Origin of the sequence: Sphingobacterium kyonggiense (assembly GCF_039536825.1) — a bacterium.
Taxonomy (GTDB): domain Bacteria; phylum Bacteroidota; class Bacteroidia; order Sphingobacteriales; family Sphingobacteriaceae; genus Sphingobacterium; species Sphingobacterium kyonggiense.
Genome location: NZ_BAAAZI010000002.1, coordinates 1 through 22,384, shown reverse-complemented (window position 1 = coordinate 22,384; position 22,384 = coordinate 1). Strand labels below are relative to the sequence as shown.

Sequence of the window (22,384 nt, the reverse complement as noted above, 5' to 3'; positions counted from 1 at the left end):
TCTTTTGCTTATTTCAAATTGTCTATATATTCTTTGTATCGGTTAAATAAATGTCCAGCCTGTAAATACGCAGACTGTGGGCTCATAAAATGAGAGAATTCGAAGGTAATAGCCTTATCATATCCTGCCTTACGCGCAGCTTCTAATTTCAGTCGTAATTTTTCAAATTTGATTGGCAAGAATTTAATAGGCATATCGCGATCAAAGGATTCAGCATTTGTCCAACAGGACATACCATATCGATCGGCTAATTTCTTATTGACAGCGAAGAAGTCTTCCAATTCGTGGTAATCGATATGTCCATCTTGGAAAGCAACGGCATCTACAGCATGATGGATTTCCTGAAATATTTCATCCCATTCCCGCTCATGTTCCTGAAGTGAAACCACATCTGCCTTTGACAAATTTGAAGAAGAAGCCATGACAGCTTTCTTTCCATCTATCCAAGGAGAAATAAGCGTAGGGAGGTTATTACTTACGCCTTTACATTGCTCTCCAAGAACCCGGAAAGCTGTTGCTGCACCTTTTGTTTTACGGCTAATCTCCATACTTAAATACCAACCAGCAAAGCTTGAATAATGACCATATTTGGACCACACTTCATCAATCACATAGCGATTAGCATCTATCTCATATTGCATGATCCCTGTATCCCAATATTTGCCACTATCGTATAATCCAAAATAGAATTTCAAGCCATGCTTCTCTGCCAATTGAAGAAACATTTCTACCAAATCAACTGGCGGTTCATAACAACCATATTGAGATTGCAAAAATGTTGATGGATAAGTGATAAAGTTCCTATAACCACTACGAATCATAATGACAGTATCAATTCCTATGGATTTCATGTGTTGAAAGTCCCTATCCCATTCTTCTCTTCCCCAATTCTGATGAGGTATATCGTGACTTATTTCGTCAATAAATGTCCCTGTAATTTTCATTTTAAATAGTTATTAGCTTTTAAATAAGACACCCAACGAATATATCCTTCTGTATTCAGGTGTATGCCATCTCCAGTATATTCTTCTAAAAGAGTATTTCCATTACCTAATACCTGAGTTAGGTCGATATAGGTTAAGCTATAGGCTTTTGCTAAATTCTGTAATCCTGCATTCAAGGCATTAATTTTATCTGCCTTGCCCATCAAATAATCATATTTCAACACTTTTTCATTTAATGGCAAGGTACTTTGAATGTAGATTTTAGTTTTAGGACTGATTTGCTTAACAAGCTGAATCATCTCCTCATAATTTTTTAAAGTCCATTCGGTGGGCAAGCCTCTTCCGATGTCGTTTATTCCCATCATTAGGAAAAGCTTTTTAGGTTTGGTTTTAACCACATCCTTAATTCGGGCTTTCATTCCAAAGGTATTGTCACCACCAATTCCCCTATTCGCAATTTTATTTTTCCCAGTTATTAATTCGTGCCAAGGTCCTCGCTCAGTAATGCTATTTCCAAAGAATACAAAATCCACTTTTGTACCTTTTATGCCTTGATACAGTTTTTCACGAGAAGCATAATACCAGTTATTGTACGAGCTATCTCTGGACAAATCTTTATTTTCTTGGGCTAAAACTGGCAAGGATAGCAGCATAGCAATTAAAACAGTTAAACTTGATTTCATAGCTTATAAGTATTTTTTACTTCTCAAATATTGTATATAAGGAACATAAGCAGCCACTTCCAGGTGTATACCATCCGGAGTTAGGTCTGCTTTTAATTGCCCATTATCATCAGCTAATACCGGATGTAAATCAACAAATGTCACTTGTTTATAGGCTTGACTTATTTTTCTTAGTTCTGAATTCATATGTTGAAGATCAGCGTTCTTTACTTGTTTAAAAGCCTCAATCAATTTACTTTCATTAATGGGTAATAGACTGCTGAGGTATATCTTAGTCTTAGGAGACTCTTTCTGAATCTTAGTGATTATTCGTTTGTAATTTTCCAGGATGAATGATGCGGGTACATTTCTTTTTAAGTCATTGACTCCAATCATTAGGAATATTTTCTTTGGCTGATGTCTAAGAACTTCGTCTAATCTAGCAATTACGCCGAATGAGATATCACCACTAATACCGCGGTTAAGAATGTTAAGATCCGGAGCTATATCCTCCCATCGACCAGCTTCGGTTAAGCTATCTCCCAGGAAAATAGTCGCCCCTTTCTTAACAGGCATTTTCTGGAAAAAATTAAGTCTATCTGTATAACCTGAAAACACATAATTGCTATCTACTGCAACCTGAGCTTTAAGCTCTTGCATACAGAAGCCCATCATGAGTAATCCAATCAGTTTAAGTTTCATATTAATTTGTTTTAAATAGGTATATTTTAATATCCTTAAGACCTCCAAAACCAGTGTCTCTTACTACAATAGTTTGTTATGACAATCATTAAGGTAATAAACACAAGTGTCCTGATTAAACCTAAGTAAGGGCTAACATTAGCCAATTGATCTAACCAAGGAAGTATATAGCTCAATCCCAAAACTGGGGTTATAAAGAATGCTGAAACACAATATGCAATCATTGGATTTTGGCCACAGCGTATAAATGCTTTGATCAGAAAATTTTCTTTCCAAAATGTACTCACATAATCACAGGTCAAATAGAATACAAAAGCCAAACCACTGGTAATAAACCAATAACTAAAGGAAGATGGATCTTTCTTAATGCCCCCATCCAAGGGCTCAAAAAACAAGCCTATGGTGGAAAATATCATTCCAGCAAATACCAATTGTTTATAGAATGCTAATTTTCCTTCCTTTTCATTTCTCAATAACCAATAGAATAAAATTATAAATAAAACATGGGCAATTAAATCCGCATTGATCCACCGAGCATATAAACAAATAACATGCACAGCTACAAATGCGAGTGAGAGCATAGCTAAAAGTGCACTTTGTTTCTTTTCATAATTGGAAAATGGCGATTGAAAGTGATGCTTTTGACTCCATATTAAATCACCTAAAATTGACCCTGGCAAAACAATACATAAGTATTTTAAGTAAGCAAAATTATAGAACCAATGAAGTTTCGGGTGGAAATTCCAAATATTGGCAGTCCAGCTACCTGGAATATCCTTAGTAAACCATATCCCCATAAAGGCCAACATCAGCGCAATCCTTAAATAAAAATTATTGGCTGACAATAGCCATCCAATAGTTCCAAATACGGCCATATTAGCTAGCACCAAGATGATGATATTACTTTTCGCCTTATTAAAAGTATTTCCAACGATTTCGCTGTGGTAATATGTCAGAATAATCAATAAGATGAATCCTGAACCTTGTAATGCATACTTCTTTAATTGACTACCTTCAAAACGCATAAACAACAAAAAGAAAGCAGCAAAGGCAGTTAACGAAGTCAAATAATTAATTGGCTCTGAAGCAGTCAAATTCTCTGGCGTTAGGTAAGCTAATGCAATTGCAAAAACGACTAAAAGAAAGCCTCTCCGGATAATAATCTGACCTATTTGTTTGAATTGTTTATTGTCCAGTAACTTTTTCAAGGCAAATGGGAATGCTGCTCCCATAGAAAACAAGAAAAAAGGAAATACCAAATCTACCCAAGTAATACCCGGCTTATCAGGATTAAACTTAAAGTCTGGAGGAGCAATTTGAGCATGGTACATCCATCCGGGAAACACATGAGACCATGGAATAACAGCTGCCAAGACCATTCCTACGATAGCTAAGCCACGTAAAAAGTCAATACTAAGGTTACGGTATTTCAAGGTCTTTTCGTTCACAGTTATTAGGTCTATGCTTTATATAGGCTATCTGTACAACCTCTTGCTTCGAGCTTTACACAGATAGCCATTTGAATTGTTTAGATTATTTTAAATCAATAGGTACCAAGATCAATGGAGTTGGTAAACACGATGCTCCTGGAGGAGAATAGGTGAAATCTATCTCCTGAATTTCTTTCTTCGGATCTGGTTTATAGATCTTAATCAGAATTGCTTCGGGAGCAGCTTTAGTAACCAACTGATTGGAAGGATATTGATTAACGGACTTTTTACCCTGCGCATCAAACAATTCCATTGTCAAGCCCATTCCTCCACACCATTGATTGTCGGCCGAACGACTGTTCCATGTAATCAAAGCTAATCCTTTACCATCGGTACTTTTCCATTTCAATTTTGTGTTGTATAACACGCCATAATTTCCAGCATTCTTAGCATCTTGCTTATCAGCGCCAATAGTACCTGTAATCCAAGGATCATCTTGTCCATCAGCAACGATTAATTGTTGAACTCCCGACTTCGTATCCAAGGTATCTTTACTTACGATAGTATAGTTCGATACAGGAAAGATTCCACGACCTGCATTCACATGACTAAATGGAATAATGGTATCAATTTTATTAAAGGCTTCAGCTGTATTGTTTTCAGGAGCAGTTTGCACCACTGAAATTAATGCTGGTTGATCAACTACAAATTCATAAAAACCATGCACCAATTCATCGTACTTCGCAATTTGTTGTTCCATTTTATCATCAATTGGAACTACCTCTCCCGGCTTGATTACCTTGACATGATTACTCTCTTCCGATTTAAAGAAATCCTCCAAACCTTGTTTACCTACTTTGAAGTAATTTGTACTTGGTGCTTGTGAAGAGTACTTCAACATCCTTAAATGCAAGTTCTCTTTACCCAAGTTTTTAATTACCGCATTGATTTTTCTAGGGATCTGATTGGGTTCTTTCACCCCATTTACATTATAAACATATAAACGGACAGCGCCTGGAGCTACTTGTTCTTGCATAGCGATAGCCTCCGGGATACGGATATACTCTGGGTCATCCGAAATTAAGAACTGCGGACCTGGACTAATACTTTGTTTATAAGCGATCTTTTTAAAATCAGGCTTTAAGAAGTCCTTTAAAATAACAACTTCTCCTTCTTTTGCATTCTTAAGAATTTTGGAAACCGTAGACATATTGTTCTGTGCAATCGCAACTTGATGACACAAAAAAGGAATAGCAACTAATGCAATAAATCTCTTAAACATATTTTTTTAATTATTTCTTTAAACCTTCTTTTACTTGATCCCACCAGCCATAATTAATGATATGGACAATATCAAAAATCATGGAACCTTCGGATTTTTCCCGACACATTTGTAGGGCCTTTATAAATTGCTCTGGATGCCCTTTATACTGCTCTACATATAATCCGGCATATACTGGAGTCTTTCCCATAGTTACTCGATTCACCAATTCAGCTGAACCTTCTACGGTGTACCATTCTTCTTGAGCTACCTTAAGCCCCGACTCCAATGCCTTCTCTTCCGACTTCTTTAGGATTTCAGACTTCTCTACTTCGAAATAATAATTACCCGTAGTAAATAGATCTAATGCTTCTGCATAGCCATAGTTTTTATAGTCTGCAGATGCCCAATCGAACTCTTTGGAAGGGTCATATTCCTTACTGGCAAAGTTTACTCCTACATCATAGTATAATGGATACCAAGAACCTGTATAATCGCCAAACACCAACTTCGGATTAATCCCTTTTAACGCTGCTCTAGCTTCATAAATAAAATCGTGAATAATTTTTGAACGCCAAGTCAACCATTCTTTAAATAAGGGACCGTCTTTTCTAACTTTCCCTTCGAAAGAATAGATATCTGCAGGGAAATTAGTAATCGGTTTTCCTAGGTAAGCTTCAAACTGTTTTTTACTGTGTTCTGAAAAATCAGCATTTAAATTATCAAAACGCACGCGATCCAGGATCACACCATCCAATTTCGGATACATACTCACCAATTCCTTAAGAATAGAAAGTTCGTATTCACGTACTTCTTTCAGAACAGGATTAATCATGGCAGAGTACTTATTCTTTTGTTCCGTAATGGATTTCATTCCTTCTGGCAAATAAGATGTTGTTCTCCAATGGAATTTACTAGGGTCATCATAGACTACACCTCTATCAAAAAAGTTGTGGCCAGCGACAAAAACATTTGTTGAAGCATGAATCTTTAAGCCTAGTTTATGTCCTTGCTCAATGAAGTAGGCAAGCATATCCCAAGAAAGATCTTTTTTAGTTTTCGATTCTCCCCATGAAGTCATTACAGGTGCAATTTTACTTGGGTATAGCACCTCACCAGTAATTGGTTTGACATCCACGACAACATCGGTAATTCCTACTTCTTTGGATTTACGAAGGTAATAATCAATGGAATCCTTATGACAGAAGCGATCAAAGTTAGCTGTCGCATCAAACCAAAGAATATTTCTATCCACAAAAGGTTTATCTTCTTTACCTTGCTGTTTTTTAACAGCGCAGGAAGTAAATAAAAGACTAAATAGTATGAAAGCAGTTAAAAATCTCATTTAAATATTAATTTTTTACACCGTCTTTTACGGCATCAAATAATTCTTGTTTCAGCATGTTATATTGTGGAGCATACATATGAACGACGTCAAATAGCATGACTCCACCAGAGGTTCTAGAAAGGATGTATTTAATTGCCTTACTGATTTCTGCTTTATTGGCATAATTAACATTCCCAACGTCGATACTTCCATAGATGGGACGTTTTCCTTTGGTGATGTAATCAATACCATTTAGAGATCCTTCAATGCTCCACCAATGGTATTTTAAATTTGCCGTAGCCGGATTATCAGCCAAGCGAATCTGTGTAAAATAATTACCTGTCATCAGCAAATCTAGCTCTTCGAAATAGCCAGTAGCACCGTATCCTGGGAATCCCCAATCAAATCGTAATTCAAAGTCCTGGAAGGGATCATATTCTTTACTAGCCCAGTTAACTCCTACTTGGTAATACGTAGTGTACCAAGCACCCACATAGGCACCAAATTTAGCATCAGGTTTTACGGATTTTACAGCCACACGAGCCTTCTTCACAAAGTCTTGGATTACTGTAGTTCGGTAAACCAACCAATGCTTATAATATTTCCCAACCACATTTGGTAATAGTTGACCAGATTGTTCTTTCCAAGAAGTTACGATATCCGTTGGGAAATTGATTTTATCCGCTTGAGTATCCTGATATTTCTCTTTTAGGAAAGTAATAAACTGCTGTTTACTGAACTCGGAGAAGTCAGCATTTATATCCGTATAACGAGCATAATCCAACATTAATCCATCCAAGTCAAACTTTCCGGCAATCTCTTTAATCATGTTGAGTACACGCTCCTGTACAACAGGTTGGGCAGGGTTTACAAAGATGTTTTTTCCTGTTTCAGATATTCTGCCGATTTGTCCTTGGGTATTTTTCACCACAATAGACTCGTATTTATCTTTAAAATCAGCATTATCAAAACTATGTCCAATCTTACGCGAACCGTCACCTTCAACAAAAGTCACAATGGATAAGTAGGCTTTCATTTGACGTTTCTTCGCCTCTGCAATTAGGAATTCTACATAATCTTCAGGCTTAGTCTTCCCGTCCAAAGTGGTAAATTCTTTGGCGTAGTTACTTTTATACATGGTATATCCTGAACTAGGTTTGACATCGATCACTAAACCAGTCACACCACAATCTTTCAGTATATCTAAAATCTTGACAATCTCTTCCTTACTACTAAATTTTCCATAAGTACCAAAGACGTTTGAACGCGCATCTACCCATACCAACACTTGTTTTCCCGGTTGATTTACAGGTGGCTGTTCTGGATCGGGTTTTTCAGGACCTGGGGTACCTGTCCCATCTTTTTTACAGGCAGCAAAAGCCAAAATTGCCATGGCTGCTATAAGGGATCTCCATTTCATAAGTTCGTTGTTTATCGGGCAGCAGTTGGGGCGCTGCCCGCTTATTAATAGTTTAGTATTACCTACAAATCCACACAATCATACTGCACACCAACCACATAACCATTGGTAAACATAAAGTACAGGTATAGATAAAAACCGTTATCTGATACGGCCATTACGACATCACCAGTTCCATTGGCGTTAGATGGTTGCATAGTTCCTGCACGTCCATAAATTCCTTTTGGAGCTGACCATACTAAGCCTGGTGTAGTATTTAGAGAAGGATTTCCGGAAAACCCACCTTCTGTATCGATTAAGAAAACTTGATCCGCAGATCCCCAATCAAAACTGTTAATATGGTTATAGGCTACGTATTTTCCATTATTGAATTCTGCATAATCCACCGCATTAGCGATAAAGTTTGCATCAAGTTTCTCTAAATTGGCAGCAACAGAGTTCGTAGTACCATTCACACGTACTAAGCGATTATCCGAATAACCGATAGCATAATATTCACTTGAAGTAGATGTAGGGTTGGTATAAATTAAGTCGATGTTGTTATTCGACCAAGAATAATCAGCTACAGTTACCACCGTTGGTGTGCTAGATACTAGAGCTCCATTGATGACCTGCCAACGTGCAAATGTTTTATCACCGGCAGCATGGAATGGTGCGGTAATGATGGCGTTTGTATTTACATCACCAATAATGGAAACCTTACGACCAATTGCTTTGCCAGCTGTATTCCATTCAATGAAAGGAACCAAAGCAGCTGTTGCAGAATTTGCTTTCCATATTTTGAACACAGCACCGTCATTAGGAGCCAAATTATTGATGAAGATATTTCCAGCATCATCAGATGTACTATAGAAATTACGCAGACTTCCTTTTATAGCTCCTAATTCAATAGTACCCTCTTTAGCTCCTGTAAATGCATTGATATAAACACTATTTGCTGCACGCGTATTCAATACCAGGTGTTTCCCTGATACAGCAATACTGCTAGTCATATTATCAACGTCAATACCCAAATCTGCTTTCAGTTTCTTAGCGAACATAATTTTCGCAGAATTTGCCCGGATACCTTTCGGCAGTTTAATTGCCTCAACAGTTTTTAGCGTATACTGCTCTTTAGCATCGCCAGCGGATGTAACTGTAAATGGAATCGGTTGATTCAAGTTTACTGCTGTACCATTGGGAATAGATCCTGAAGCGTGCTTATTTAAGGTATAACTCAATTTAGGATTGATTACCTGAGTTCCTGGTACAATGGAAAAATTCACCACATTACCGACCAAAATAGCATCAACTTCTTGAGGAACTCCTTCCTGATCTTGGAAATTCAATCGTGCACCAAAAATATCAGTGTTACCTTTCTTATTCGCAACAATTACGTATTTCTTAGATGATCCATCACCTGCAATAACTTCCACATTGATGGGTTTACTTAGATCGCTGATACCATCTAATGAAGGTACAATCTTTGAATCCACCGGTATAGAAGCCTTTAAAAGCACTTTGGAAAGGTCAACTTCATTATCCGAATCAATAGGATAATAATAATCGATATTTACAAAGACCGTATCGTTACTGATGTGACTATTGAATAATCTGGAACGACCAGAACCATCCAAAGTAGCATAGAAATCGGTGATATCGGATTTATCGTTTGGCTCTACATAATCAGGCTTTTGACAAGAACCAACTATCAGGGCTAAGAACATGCCTGCCCATGTATATTTTTTAAATTTTTTCATAATTTCCATGGTTAAGAATTACCAACCTTGAATTTGTGTTAAACCTAAATTGATTTGTACTTCCCCTTCTGGAATAGGCAGGTAGTACAACTTGCCAGTGAAGCTACGATCTGATGCATCAGCTGGTACAACTTCATAGGTAAAATCGGCACCATTAGGTGTAATTTTATGTCCGGTCATTTTGGTTGCATTCAATACAGTATGTGCTTTTCTCCAGCGTCTTAAATCCCAAAAACGATGTCCTTCAAAAGCTAATTCTACATTACGCTCATGCTCTATTATTTCCATGGCTTTTGTTAAATTAGGCAAGGAAACAGCAGGTAATGTACGTTTTGCTCTTAAGGTACTCAGAGCAGTACTTGCTCCGGCAAAATCACCTAACTGTCCTTTAGCCTCAGCCAAGTTTAAATAGACCTCTGCAAACCGTAATTCAATCCAACTTTGGGTACTTTTGTTAACCACAAAATTGGTGTTCTTTGGATCTAGGAACTTCTTGGTGTAATAACCGGTAACTGTACGTTTCGGATCACCTTGCGCACCGAACTGTACAAAACCTTCTGCTGCATCCGCAGTACTGGTGTTAATCGTTCTTCCCTTCCATGCAGACCCATTATAAAGGATACTAGCATAAAATCTTGGCTCACGATTAGCATATGGATTTGCCGCATGTGCAGGATTGTCCCAAGAGAATTTACTTCCGTCTTTCATCTCAAACTCATCAACCAATTCTGCTGTTGGAACACCATAGACCAAAGTATTACCTAAAGCATCTTTTGGCGGTGCATAACCAAGATCATATTGATGTGTCATCGTAGGAGCAACAAAATCCACACGTAAAATAGCTTCTTTCGTGTTTTTATTTGTGAAGATGGATTCAAAATTAGCATCCAATTCATACTGTCCCAGATCAATAGTTGCCTGTGCTGCGGCAGCAGCCTTAGTAAAGTAATCAGTTGCTCTTGCAGCTTTGATTCCCGTCAAAGGATCTGTATTAAATTGTTTTTGATCATACTTAGCAATTGACCCAGCAAACAAAGCGATTCTTGATTGCAATGCATATGCAGCACCTTTAGCGGCACGACCACTCTTATTCGTCACTGGTAAGTTTGATGCAGCAAAATCCAAGTCTTCTAACATGAAATCATAGACTTCTTCCTCACTTGATCTTGGGTTATCTTTTGTTGCATAAGCTTCAATATCTCGGAAAATAATTACCGAACCATGTAACTTCGCTAACCAGAAATAAGCATAGGCACGGATAAATCTAGCCTCAGCTTCATACTTGACTTTATCTTCATCGCTTAATTGCGATTTGGTTTTCAAGCCACCGATAAACTCATTGACACGACGAATACGATCGTATCCTGATCCCCAATAGTTCAAACCCACACTAGCCGGTGAGAATTGATTGGCATTGGAAATTAAGATATTTACCGTTCCATTTCCTGGAGTATTTGAGGTAAACTTCATACCATCTGCTAAGGCATCCATGGCATTATCATAACCTAAGTTTGGAAATAAGCCAAATTGAAATTTCTTCAATTCTGCATACATACCATTCACATATAATTCAACCGTTGAAGGATCTGCCCAAATGCTTTCTTCAACATATCTATCTTGAGGGACGACATCGATACTACAGCTGCTCATACTGAACAAAGCTGAAGAGAACAAAGCCACCGCACTATATTTAAATACTTTTAAACTTCTCATAATCCTAATTAAAAAGTAACGTTAAGACCAAATGAATAAATCTTCTGTTGTGGATAGAATCCATTGTTCACATTTGGCATTTCAGGATCCATGTATTTCAAATGATCCCAAGTGAATAAATTTGAACCAGTCACAAATAAGCGAACGTTTTCAATCTTCGCTTTTTCTGTCAAAGTTCTTGGAAGGGTATAACCTAATTGAACGGATTTTAAGCGCAGGTAATCACCTTTACGAATCCATGCAGAGTTTTTGTTAGCATTATGCGCCGACATACCCGTTCCTTTGTATGAGCTCAATCGTGGGAACTCAGCATTTGGATTATCAGGCGTCCAAGAGTTTTCAACTAAGAAGTATGGCGAGTTACCAAAACCGTAAAATGTACGGGTGAAAGGCGTATTATCATCTACACCGGTAGTACCCGAAGACCCCTCGTAAGTACCCGCTAGCGTCACATCAGCCAAAGCAGCACCTTGGAATAAGGCAGAGAAATCAAACCCTTTATACGCCAAGTCAATGTTTAATCCGAATGTCAATTCTGGAACATTCGAACGACCAATAAAGGTCATATCCTCAGCGCGAGTTAAACGACCATCTCCATTTAGATCACGGAACTTGAAGAATCCAGGTGCGATAGTACCAGAACTTGGCGATTGTGCATTATTCGCTTCTTCCCAAGTTTGGATCATTCCATCGACGATAAATCCTGTTTTCTCTCCAACTGAACGACCAATAACACTCAAATAAGAAGGCGTTCCATCTGCCTCTTGGTATTTCAAATACCTGTTTTTCGACCAGTTGATATTACCGGTTAATCCTAATTTGAAATCACCAAATAGATCGTTGTACTTGATTTGTGCATCAAAACCGCGGTTATCCATCTCACCAATGTTGGCCAAACTTGGATAATACCCGCCAATGGATGCAGGATATAATCCACCAACACTACCTAAAATACCTGTTGTATAACGATAGAACCACTCAAAATCGAATCCTAATTTGTTATTTAAGAAAGAAGATTCAAATCCTACGTTTAACATAGTTGATTCTTCCCATTTCAAACCAGGGTTCGGGATATTCGATGTGTAAATTGCCGGAACAGGCTTGCCATCAATAACAACTACAGGTCCTGTATTCTGAACAAAAGTTGCTAAGTATGGGAAAGACCCAACTTGTGCACGGTCGTTTCCAGATTTACCATAAGAGGTTTTTAATTTCAAATAGTTAATGGTTGGTACAGATTCAAAGAAATCCTCACTAGACACAACCCATCCTAAACCGACACCAGGGAAAGATTTCCAACGGTTCTCCGGAGCAAAGTTTGCCGAAGCATCCCAACGTGCAGCTGCTTCTAATAAGTATTTCTCTTTGTAGCTGTAATTTACACGTGCAACAACACCTGCACGCGCTTGTTCAGCATTAGAAGATCCTGTAGGAGAAATAAAATCAATAGGATCCTTTGAGCCATAATCAATTTCTTGAATGATATCAATTGGGAAATTCGATGCACCAGCAGAGAATAAATTCCCTTTAACTCCTGAGAATTCATATAAAGTCAATACCGCTAAATTATGATCAGTTGCAATAACCTTATTATAATTTAAACTTGCTTGTAAAGTCTTTCTATAACTCGCCGAATAAGATTGGCGAAGGGTGCTTTTGGTAATCCCAGGCAATGTAGTCAAGTGAACATAATCACCAGTTACTTGATCACGACCTCTACCCATCGTTTCATAAGGGGTTAACCAGGATTTACTTTCTTGGTTATTATAATCGTATGCTGCCTGTACTTTTGCCTGCAAACCTTCTACACCTGGAACTTTTAAGGTGATGTTTGCTTGACCTTGGAATACATTGGAATTATACTTTTGGTAACCAGAATTTTCTACTGCAGCTACTGGGTTAACAAAACCGGCATTTGAATTATAAGAAGTTGGAAGACCATTTGGAGCAAACATTGGCATGTTTGGCAAAGTACGTACTGCTTGATAGAATGGATTCATATAAGCGGTATTGTCAGGAGAAATACCAGGCGTATTAGTCAACATATTTCGTAATCCAACGTTCACTCCGACAGATAGATAATCAGTCAGGTTACTATTCAAATTCGTACGAACATTATAGCGTTTGAAGTTGGTATTTGCTACAACCCCATCTTGGTCCATATGGTTCACCGCTGCAAAATACTGGGTATTGGAATTACCTCCAGAAATCGTAGCAGAGTGATGCTGCGATTGGCTGTTGTTTCCTACAAGCATTCCAATCCAATCTGTATTTCCAAATAATGGATTTGTATTGGTGCCATTACGTACGGCGTCAATTAATTCTTGAGAATAAATAGGCGCAACTGGACTTTGACCTGTATTAATTAAGAAATCATTATCTACTTCAATCCCTTTATTGTACCAAGTCATATAATCTGGTCCATCCAAGAATTTTGGAAAGCGGGTATTTTGACCAATACTATAAGAGAAGTCATAAGAAACTTTCGCTTTAGACTCTTTTCCGCCTCTTGTTTTCACGATAATAATACCATTAGCAGCTTGAACACCATAGGCAGCAGTAGCAACCGCATCCTTTAATACCGAAATAGACTCAATTTCGTTTGGATCTAAGTAAGCTAAGGTAGAAGAAGGTCTTTCCACATCATCAATAATAACTAATGGACTTCTGTTGGAACCATAAGTACCTATACCGCGAACATATAATGAAGAATTATCTGCTCCTGGACGACCAGATTGCTGTACAGCCGTAAGGCCTGGCAAACGACCTGCTAAGGTATTGGTGATGTTTTGAGCTGGTGTTTTCTTGATTTCATCGCCTTTAATCTGAGAAACAGAACCCACCATAGTACTTTTCTTTTGCGTACCATAAGCGACAACCATAACTTCCTCAATCGCATTTTCTGAGGCAATTAGAGTAATCGTATTCGCATTTGCACCATTAACTTGAACCTCCTTTGTTTGGAAGCCTATAAATTGAACTTGAAGTGTCGCAGGCAAAGCATCAACCTGGATTTCAAAAGCTCCCCGTTCATCAGACATCGTAGTCTGACTCTTTCCTTTTACTTTAACTGTAGCTCCCACAACAGGACTATTCTGCTCATCCTTGATCATTCCTCGCACGACCGACTGTGCATAACTTGCCGCCGATTGCACTAATAAGAACAACAAACAGAACATCTTAAAGATTAAGGTTTTACTCTTTTTCAGATGACTCATAATTTATTTGACTAGTTTATTTAAATTGTTTGTTTTCGATTTTCCCTGTATAGTCGATCTCTTGATCGAATGGCTTTAACACCTTGTCCAGTATGACGGAGATCATCCGCCTGTTCAATTTCTCTTTATTATTGTCTAACTGAATATTCTCGGATTTTAATAGCTCTTGCATTTCTACTTCCGACTTTTCGATTTTGATGTAGGCCAATAAATCTTTCAAACCACTAAGTGTAATTGCGGCTCCAGAAGCATCCCAATTTGTATTCAACTCCGGATAGTACTCCCGTAAGCCTTGCATCAATTCATATTCACTCACTTCACGCTCCGGGTAGAACCAAGTTTGGTTAGCCCATTTATAAGGAACTCCCGAACCTTTCAACAAGCCTGTGGCACCTATTTTTTGCATCACTTGAAACTGCGGATCCGAAACTGGCACATCGATATAAGGCATGATATAAGCTTGATGGTCCAGCAAGGCAGCTTGCACAGCACGAATGGACACTTGAGCTGGCTGCTTACCTTGCTTTACAGCTACAGCTGCCAATGCACCTGAAGCCTGACCAATGCCTAATACCACAGGTTGTAAGCGTGTCGCTCCATTCACAATATTGCTCACACCAATACTCTTCTCTGATACGATTAATCCATCAAAATTCTTTGGAATTAAAGAACCCATTGGCACATTGTAAGAAGGGACACGGATCTTTACAAAATCAATTTCCGGTGCATTTCCATATTTATAATGATGATGGTCAATGGTATAATCACCCACAGCGATACCAGTTTTATAGTATGCTTCCTCAGTATCAAAAGGGTTCATTATATGCTGTAAGGCAAATAAGGATTTCGCTTGCAATCTTCTAGACTCACGGTGGTAGGGAATCATCGGAAATCCATCCTTAGTTGGATACTCATCGTAAGCAATACCTAAGTGTTTATAGCCAAGCTCATTTTGGATGTAGTACACAAAGCGTAATGTCATTTGTTTGGCATCTTCTAGCATCACTTTGCGCTCCTCTGGACTTTTCTCCACAATGTTTAAGTAAATATCATTGCCTTTTTTCGGCCAATTGATCATAAACTTTTTGTTCGGAAGAGCCCCGTAAGTCAACATTTTATAACAATCGTTATTATTGCTGTTAAATGTTGCCGGATCCGAAACATCACAGCTCCCAGCAAATTCCGAAGGGTCGTAATTTTTAGGTTTCTTGATGGTTTTATCTGCTCCTTTACCAAAATCTTTCAATGTAATCACATAGGTCATATCTTGGATGATATCATTAGCCTGAGGTAAAGCAAATGTCTCTTTGGTCAGGGATTGGCTGTCCATACCTAAATAATAAGGAACTTGTAAGGATGCCATCACATCACCTAATTCTGTTGCGTCGATTAGGATTTTTGCCTCAATAGTATTTTTCTTTTGTTTTTTATCGCGAACTTCCATACGCCAACCAGACTCGGTTTTAACCGGCTTTGTCCAGCTCGTTTCAAAAAGAACCTGGATATTGGATTCTTTTTTTACCATCTCTTGTAAAATCTTATTTCCAACAGAAGGTTCAAACAGCGTATTACTAACCCATCCTGTTTCTACAGCCTTAGGCCCACCATAGTAGGCATAAAGCTTATCGCGAAATTCTCCCCATAAACCTGATGGTAATTTATGGTTACCATCAATGGCAGAAACACCAGCAGATGTTAACATACCTCCTAACCAGACTGTCTCCTCTATAACAATAGATTTAACGCCCATCCGGGAAGCTTGTATAGCAGCCATCGTACCGCTTGCCCCTCCCCCAACAATCAATACATCTGTTTTAAGCTGACTATACGCTTGTGAAATGAATAAAATGAAAAGTAAACTTAGACCGTAAATCTTTTTCATAGGTGTTTAGCTATAATTATGTTAAATCAGTTAATACATGATTTATCATAATTAGGTGATTCTATAGTAGGTTTTTATTATGGAACTAAATTATAAATAAAAATAATAATGACCAACATATTTTTAAATTATTTTAATTATACGTTGGTCATTATGATATTTTTTAGATTAAGTAGGCTAAATCACTAGGTAGCCGGCTCTTCTTGTTCCTCAGGCTTACGCAATGGCACTAACCAAGTAACAACAAAGGCAGGAATAGTAGCAATCAATACCCAAATAAAGAATTCTTTATAACCTAGGTGATCACTCAAATAACCACTTATCATGGAAGGAATCATGAAGCCAAGATTCATAAGACCACTACCAAATGCATAGTGCGCCATCTTATATTTTCCAGGAGCGATATTCTGCATCATAAATAGTATCAAGCCTACAAAGCCAAATCCATAACCGAAATATTCTATAATGACCGCAGAGGCAATAAGATACAGGTCAGTCGGCATGGCGATAGCCAAATAAGCATATGCAGCAAATGGAATATTAAAAAAGGCACATAGCACCAATAAAGTTTTTCTATTCAATCCTTGCTTCGCCACATAATTTCCAGCTAAAATAGATCCTAAGACAAAGGCAATAGCGCCAAACACACCATACAATAATCCAATCTCTGAAGTGCTTAACCCCATTCCACCTTCCTCTCTTGAAGCCTTGAAGAACAAGGGTATAATCTTAATAGCCTGACCTTCAGCAAACCTATAAAACACGATAAATGCTAAACTAAACCAGATATGTTTCTTTTGGAAGAAAGAAATAATGACATCCTTCAATGTAACGAAGCCTTCTTTCAAAGAGCTCGTTTGAGCAGCTGGCTGACCGGATGGAATTGCCCGCATATTATATACACCAAGCAATATCATAATCACCGCATAGCTGAACATCACAATCATCCAGGCATTTACCACCCCCATATTCTTCTCCAACTCACCGGCTAAATAAACCAAGGCACCTCCTGAAAAGACCTTTGCTATATTATAAAAAGCGCCTTGCCAGCCCACATACTTTGCCTGCAGTTTAGCACTTAACTCATTCAGATACACCCCATCGGCTGCCGTATCATGAGTAGCACCTGAAACCGCGATAATCGCAAGAATCGCAATGGATATACTGAAAAAATGATCTAGCTGCAAGGAAATTCCCACCAATCCAAATAATAGTCCCGTCAAGACCTGTGTTACAAAGACAAAGAATTTCTTTGTTTTATAGAGCTCTAAAAAAGGCCCCCACAACGGCTTTAAGGTCCATGGCATCATAATCAGCGATGTCCAAAAAGCAATTTCACCATCGGATATCCCCAGGTTCTTATACATTAAAGAAGCAGCGGTAGATAGAGCAACAAAAGGTAAGCCCATAGCAAACCAAGTGGATGGGATCCATTTCAAGGGGTGTACTTTCTTGTCTGTAGCAGGTTGTTTCACAGTATATTAATTAAGGTTGTATATTTTTGGGTTTATTATTTATGCATTTCACTTTTCGCAAGGATTTTACCGTACATTAGCGAAGAAGTTTTATTTGGTAGACTTGTTTATCCTTGAAACAATAGAAAACGATCAATTATAATAAATAAATAGCAAAACATAAAACTAGTTTTTAAAATAATTTAATAATATCAATATTTTTACTAATATCGCATAGTAATTAAAGTATGATATAAAAATAGTGGTAAGTAGCATGACCTTAAATTTTTTAAATGAGATTCAGCACGGGACAAACTCGGGCGTTGCCTATAAGAACATCCGCCTTAAAAAGCATATTTTATCTTACTTTGCCCAGAATGAAACGGCTACCATTGCCGAGTTAAGTAAGGAATTCAATGTAAGTGTTCCTAAAATCAATGAGTGCATTTCTGAGCTTATTCAAGATCGTCTTGTAAAAGACTATGGCAAAACAACGGCTACTGTTGGTAGAAAACCTAATTCTTATGGTCTTGCTGCCAGTGCTGCTTATTTTATTGGCGTGCAAGTAGGAACAGACAGCCTTAGCATTGCCATGATCAATCTGAAAAAAGATATTGTAGCGCAGAAAGAGGACATACCCTATCATCTTGAAAACAACGAAGAATCCTTAAAACTGATTTGTGACAACATCATGGAGTTCATCTCCAAACAATCTATTAATAAGGAGTACATACTTGGTATAGGTATAAATTTATCTGGAAGGATCAACTACCGAACAGGGTATTCATACAGTTATTTTAATTTCTATGAAGATCCATTATCGACCTATTTTGAAAATGCGATTGGCATACCAACTTATTTGGAGAATGACACTAAGGCATTATCCTATGCAGAATTCTCCAGCGGCGTATTGACCAATGAAAAGGACGCATTGTATGTCAACATCGATAATGGTATCGGTTTAGGTATCTTAATAAATGGTCAATTGTATTATGGTAAATCAGGATTCTCAGGTGAATTTGGTCACATCCCTATTTTCGATAATGAGATCATCTGTAAATGTGGTAAAAAGGGCTGCTTAGAAACCGAAGCTTCCGGACGTGCGCTTCGGGCAAAAATAATTGAGGAAATAAATGCAGGCGCAAGCAGTATATTGACCAAGAAATTCAGCAATATCGAAGATATTCGTCTTAACGACATTATCCTTGCCGCTAAAAAAGACGATAACTTATCCATTGAAGCTATCAATTATATTGGAGATAAATTGGGACGTGGAATTGCCTCGCTCATCAACATCTTTAATCCAGAACTAATCATCATTGGTGGGACACTAGCAAAATCAGGTGAATACCTGAGCCTACCATTAAAAAATGCCATTAATAAATACTCTTTATCCATCGTCAATAGAGACACCAAGATAACGCTGTCTTCTAACGGTGAAAAACTGGCAGCCTATGGCGCATGTTTGTTATTAAGAGATAGACTATTAGAGATTACAGAATTACATCTTAGCAAAGAGGCGATTTAAATCTGCAACATAAAAAAGCATCCCTACACACCTGTGAATCTTCACAAATACGTAGGGATGCTTTCTTTATTTACTATTTTTTCGAAAAAGCTCCGCTGCTTTTATTTCAGTGGTTCATTTGTTTGAGCTAATCTTTGCGAACCTGTGTTAGCAGGACAAGCAACATCATCCGTAGCATCATAGATCAACTTCTTCGAGCCTAACTTGGCGATCAAAGCCTCGGGCACATAGATCTGTGTTTTTGTTTGTGAATATCCGCTTGGGTAATAACGCACATAATATCCATCAGGATGTAAAGTCCAGATTCCACTCGGGAAGTCTGTACGTACTGGCGCCATACCTGCCATAATCGCATACTGTTCAAATTCAGCATACGAGTAGTTACCTGAAGCTACCAATTGGCGAATGTTATTTTCAGCTTCAAAAATGGTCTGCAAAGCAGGAGGCATACTCGCTTTCGCTTTCTCCATCACATCGAAAGGAAGAATTCCTAAAGCTCCACCTTCCAATTGCAACAGTTGTTTTGGTGTCAATAGCTTGATGGCTGTAGCCTTAACCGGACCAGCAAAATTGACAAACTTTGTTTTAGCAATGATAGCCCAAAGCAGCATCTGAATATCGGATTGTTTAACTTCAGGATGCTTTTCTGCACTTTTTAGGATAGCAATAACAACATCACGCTTTTTACCTAAAGTAGGTGCATACATATAGCCATCGCCAGATGAAGGTGCAAATGTACCAGCCTTCAAACAATAGCTTTTATTAATCATTTCATAGTGACCAGCCTGGAGAACAAAGCCATCAGAGCCATTTCTTTCCAAACCATTCAATGGAGCATAGCTAGCTGAATTTTCAAACTCAGGCATCTCTTTGCCTTTTTGATTTACATCATCAAAACTCGTAGAAATAGCCTCTGGTTCCTTTAGAATCTTATCTAAACCAAGAGATTGAGCACCTTTTGATGCAACGGCCTTACCAGCTTTATTTAACAAATCCCCAAATTGCGCCGAGGCAAATTGAACATTAAACAATAACGTAAATAATAGAAAGGCACTTAATTTTAAACTTTTCATAGTAGTATTAAATGTGATTTAATCAATTAATAATAAAAATAGCCCAATCATTTGAATTTCAAAGTCATTTTAGATTAATTAATCGATAAATAATACGTTTAATTATTTCCTGTATTATTTCTTAAAATCCAATAATTGAAATATTAATTATTTTGACAGCTGAATTTCATTGTATTCTTGGCTATTGACATCACTATATTTAATCGGGCATCAAAGGTATTTGTACCTTTAGATTTGGATATTGCTCACCCAATTTTTTCAGAAAATCGCTCGCAATAACAATCTCTTCTTTCCATTTTTCAGCATTCATGCTAAATGGACTAGCTGCTGTAGATGCAAAAGTAAATACCAAAGCACTAAATATAACAACCTCCATCATTCCACTTTTACTGGCAAGGGTCAGTTTATACGCTTTTGTATGTTCACCTTTTTGCAAGGCAAAGGCTTTCAGATTTCCTGTAAGTGGAATCTCTTCTATGGTAGATTCTTGAAGGCGTGTAGGATTAAAAACATAATGCTCTGAAATATCCCCATCGGTATCCGTATCGAAAAGGTGCAGTTCTCCCCTATTTAGCACTAAATATTTGGGCGTTTGCAATGTGGTAAAACGCACCGTCCTTAAGGTTGCAAGTCCTTTCAAACCGTCTTTAATGCCATCTTTTATAGCATCTTTATTATTGTAAGAAGCATTGGCATAAGTTAAAGCCTCTATTTGCTGACCATCCATTTCTTTCTGGAGATATGGAACTTCATTTTTGATAAAGTTGTGCAAATAGCGATCTGCATCTGAAAAGGCAGCTGTAAAATCAGTATTCGCCAACATCGCTTGTTGACTCTTTCTTTTCTTATTCATAAAAATCATGAAGCCGGTATAAACAACTACTATGACAATGAAGAATACGATTAATATGGTTGTGTTCATAATGTAAGATATTTGATGTTCATGAGCTATTTACTACATCTCTTTAGCCTGTACAGGTCTCTTTTTACTTGGAAGCATACCGTAAATAATGATGGCGATAATTACTAATGCAATAGCCTTACCACCATACTTATTGTAAAAAGGAACTTGATTTATCTTTTCTTTATCCAGCTTTTGTTCGGCTAAAATGGCGTTAAGCTCCGCCTCAGGAATTTCATAATAGGTATCCTCAACCTCATCATATCCCACCAATTCCGGATCCTTTGTAATCCATAATGGAAGAATATAGGCAATATTGAATTCGGTATGTTTGGTTGCAAGGTCAATATAACGACCCGAACTTAATTCAAATTCTTCTGTATTTGGAAAATCATGAACCTTCTTTAGCACTTCAATTTCACCAACTGGAATCTTGGCTCTTCCAAATGAACTGTGCGAACTAAACAATACTCCTAGTAAAATTAGTACGGTAAATTTAATCTTTGTAGACATATTGACTGCATTTAAGTAATGAATTATTAATAGTTATTTAAAAAATATAAGTGTGTAATATGTAACGAATATAATACAATCAATTAAGTTAAAGAATTAATTTGTTATAAAATTTAGTTGCATAAACAAGCTATTGATGGGATGCTAAAAAGAAAATAAAAGTGTAACCTTAACTAAAAAGAATTTTTATTAGGCCTTTCAGTTTAATTAATATCAATTGCTTTATCTGTTATTCTAATGGAATGAATAAACAATTTACTGCGAAAAAACTCAATGACATCTTATCTAGTAAGGTCTAATTCCTTATGGATTTTTAAAGCATCAAAAAAGTATTGGTTATGAACAAGCTATTATTTCCTTCGCTATTGACTAGAGTTTCCTTTGATACTCACTCAGAATTTCCTTGGATCTGATACGGATCTTTTTCGGATCTCGTTCGCTTCTAACCGAACGAGATCCGAAGGAGTTCCGAACAAGTTCCGAAGGAGATCCGAAGAAGTGTCGAAGCAAACCCCTAGAAAAGCCCTAGGAAAGTCAATAAAAACTCAGATGTCTTATACTGAAATAGGTTTACAGAATTCGAAGAAATTACTGATTGAAGTTTACAAATATATTCT

General features: G+C 37.5%; 16 protein-coding genes. 1 reads left to right on the top strand and 15 read right to left on the bottom strand.

Annotation, left to right across the window (positions count from 1 at the left end):
• Nucleotides 1-8: 8 nt before the first annotated feature.
• The 12 genes from ABD676_RS00885 to ABD676_RS00830 form a co-directional block, all read right to left on the bottom strand.
• Nucleotides 9-944 (bottom strand): DUF4434 domain-containing protein, encoded by a 936-nt coding sequence (locus tag ABD676_RS00885; protein ID WP_344672802.1) that lies wholly within the window; start codon nt 942-944, stop codon nt 9-11.
• On the bottom strand, nt 941-1,627 hold the full coding sequence (locus ABD676_RS00880; RefSeq protein WP_344672801.1) for a GDSL-type esterase/lipase family protein: 687 nt from the start codon (nt 1,625-1,627) through the stop codon (nt 941-943). Before ABD676_RS00880 ends, ABD676_RS00885 begins: the two co-directional genes overlap by 4 nt.
• A 3-nt stretch (nt 1,628-1,630) precedes the next feature.
• Complete coding sequence (locus ABD676_RS00875; protein WP_344672800.1) at nt 1,631-2,308, bottom strand: GDSL-type esterase/lipase family protein; 678 nt, start codon at nt 2,306-2,308, stop codon at nt 1,631-1,633.
• 35 nt (nt 2,309-2,343) lie between these two features.
• A complete protein-coding gene (locus ABD676_RS00870; RefSeq protein WP_344672799.1) occupies nt 2,344-3,756 on the bottom strand; it encodes a DUF5009 domain-containing protein in 1,413 nt (470 codons plus the stop codon).
• 85 nt (nt 3,757-3,841) lie between these two features.
• On the bottom strand, nt 3,842-5,020 hold the full coding sequence (locus ABD676_RS00865) for a copper amine oxidase (protein ID WP_344672798.1): 1,179 nt from the start codon (nt 5,018-5,020) through the stop codon (nt 3,842-3,844).
• A 10-nt stretch (nt 5,021-5,030) separates the two neighbouring features.
• Nucleotides 5,031-6,344, bottom strand: coding sequence for an alpha amylase family protein (locus tag ABD676_RS00860; protein WP_344672797.1), 1,314 nt, complete (start codon nt 6,342-6,344; stop codon nt 5,031-5,033).
• A 7-nt stretch (nt 6,345-6,351) separates the two neighbouring features.
• Nucleotides 6,352-7,746, bottom strand: a complete 1,395-nt coding sequence (locus tag ABD676_RS00855; protein ID WP_344672796.1) for a family 10 glycosylhydrolase — start codon at nt 7,744-7,746, stop codon at nt 6,352-6,354.
• Nucleotides 7,747-7,808: 62 nt separating this feature from the next.
• Nucleotides 7,809-9,485, bottom strand: coding sequence for a DUF5018 domain-containing protein (locus ABD676_RS00850; RefSeq protein WP_344672795.1), 1,677 nt, complete (start codon nt 9,483-9,485; stop codon nt 7,809-7,811).
• Between the two features lie 18 nt (nt 9,486-9,503).
• Nucleotides 9,504-11,198 carry a RagB/SusD family nutrient uptake outer membrane protein gene (locus ABD676_RS00845; RefSeq protein ID WP_344672794.1) on the bottom strand — a complete coding sequence of 565 codons (1,695 nt, stop codon included), beginning with the start codon at nt 11,196-11,198 and terminating at the stop codon, nt 9,504-9,506.
• Between the two features lie 8 nt (nt 11,199-11,206).
• Nucleotides 11,207-14,416 (bottom strand): SusC/RagA family TonB-linked outer membrane protein, encoded by a 3,210-nt coding sequence (locus tag ABD676_RS00840; protein WP_344672793.1) that lies wholly within the window; start codon nt 14,414-14,416, stop codon nt 11,207-11,209.
• A gap of 16 nt (nt 14,417-14,432) precedes the next feature.
• Complete coding sequence (locus tag ABD676_RS00835) at nt 14,433-16,298, bottom strand: FAD-dependent oxidoreductase (RefSeq protein ID WP_344672792.1); 1,866 nt, start codon at nt 16,296-16,298, stop codon at nt 14,433-14,435.
• 185 nt (nt 16,299-16,483) lie between these two features.
• A complete protein-coding gene (locus ABD676_RS00830; protein WP_344672791.1) occupies nt 16,484-17,773 on the bottom strand; it encodes an MFS transporter in 1,290 nt (429 codons plus the stop codon).
• Nucleotides 17,774-18,026: 253 nt separating this feature from the next.
• On the opposite strand from ABD676_RS00830, the gene ABD676_RS00825 reads away from it, so the two are divergent.
• The gene (locus tag ABD676_RS00825) at nt 18,027-19,280 is read left to right on the top strand and encodes an ROK family transcriptional regulator (protein ID WP_344672790.1); all 1,254 of its coding nucleotides are present in this window, start codon (nt 18,027-18,029) and stop codon (nt 19,278-19,280) included.
• A 101-nt stretch (nt 19,281-19,381) separates the two neighbouring features.
• Here ABD676_RS00825 and ABD676_RS00820 read toward each other — a convergent pair whose 3' ends face one another.
• The 3 genes from ABD676_RS00820 to ABD676_RS00810 form a co-directional block, all read right to left on the bottom strand.
• The gene (locus ABD676_RS00820) at nt 19,382-20,353 is read right to left on the bottom strand and encodes a hypothetical protein (protein WP_344672789.1); all 972 of its coding nucleotides are present in this window, start codon (nt 20,351-20,353) and stop codon (nt 19,382-19,384) included.
• A gap of 199 nt (nt 20,354-20,552) precedes the next feature.
• A complete protein-coding gene (locus ABD676_RS00815; RefSeq protein ID WP_344672788.1) occupies nt 20,553-21,275 on the bottom strand; it encodes a hypothetical protein in 723 nt (240 codons plus the stop codon).
• 33 nt (nt 21,276-21,308) lie between these two features.
• Entirely contained in the window at nt 21,309-21,767 is a 459-nt protein-coding gene (locus tag ABD676_RS00810) for a hypothetical protein (protein WP_344672787.1), read from the bottom strand.
• Nucleotides 21,768-22,384 lie beyond the last annotated feature (617 nt).